The sequence below is a fragment of the Phyllobacterium calauticae genome (assembly GCF_019991125.1).
In the GTDB taxonomy this organism is placed as follows: domain Bacteria; phylum Pseudomonadota; class Alphaproteobacteria; order Rhizobiales; family Rhizobiaceae; genus Phyllobacterium; species Phyllobacterium calauticae.
Genome location: NZ_JAGENB010000038.1, coordinates 1 through 425, shown reverse-complemented (window position 1 = coordinate 425; position 425 = coordinate 1). Strand labels below are relative to the sequence as shown.

Annotated in this window: 1 rRNA gene; it reads right to left on the bottom strand. The window is 53.4% G+C overall.

Features of this window, described 5'->3' with window-relative positions:
- Positions 1 to 425 (bottom strand): 16S ribosomal RNA (locus J1W56_RS25850); the annotation flags it as partial.

The following is a 425-nucleotide window of genomic DNA, read 5'->3' as shown; positions in this document are numbered from 1 at the left end:
CTGTTTGCTCCCCACGCTTTCGTGCATGAGCGTCAGTACAGGTCCAGGGGATTGCCTTCGCCATCGGTGTTCCTCCGCATATCTACGCATTTCACTGCTACACGCGGAATTCCATCCCCCTCTACCGTACTCTAGCTATGCAGTCACAAAGGCCGTTCCCAGGTTGAGCCCGGGGATTTCACCTCTGTCTTACATAACCGCCTGCGCACGCTTTACGCCCAGTAATTCCGATTAACGCTTGCACCCTACGTATTACCGCGGCTGCTGGCACGTAGTTAGCCGGTGCTTATTCTTACAGTACCGTCATGGTCCCAGGGTATTAACCCAAGACTTTTCGTTCTGTACAAAAGCAGTTTACAACCCGAAGGCCTTCATCCTGCACGCGGCATTGCTGGATCAGGCTTGCGCCCATTGTCCAAAATTCC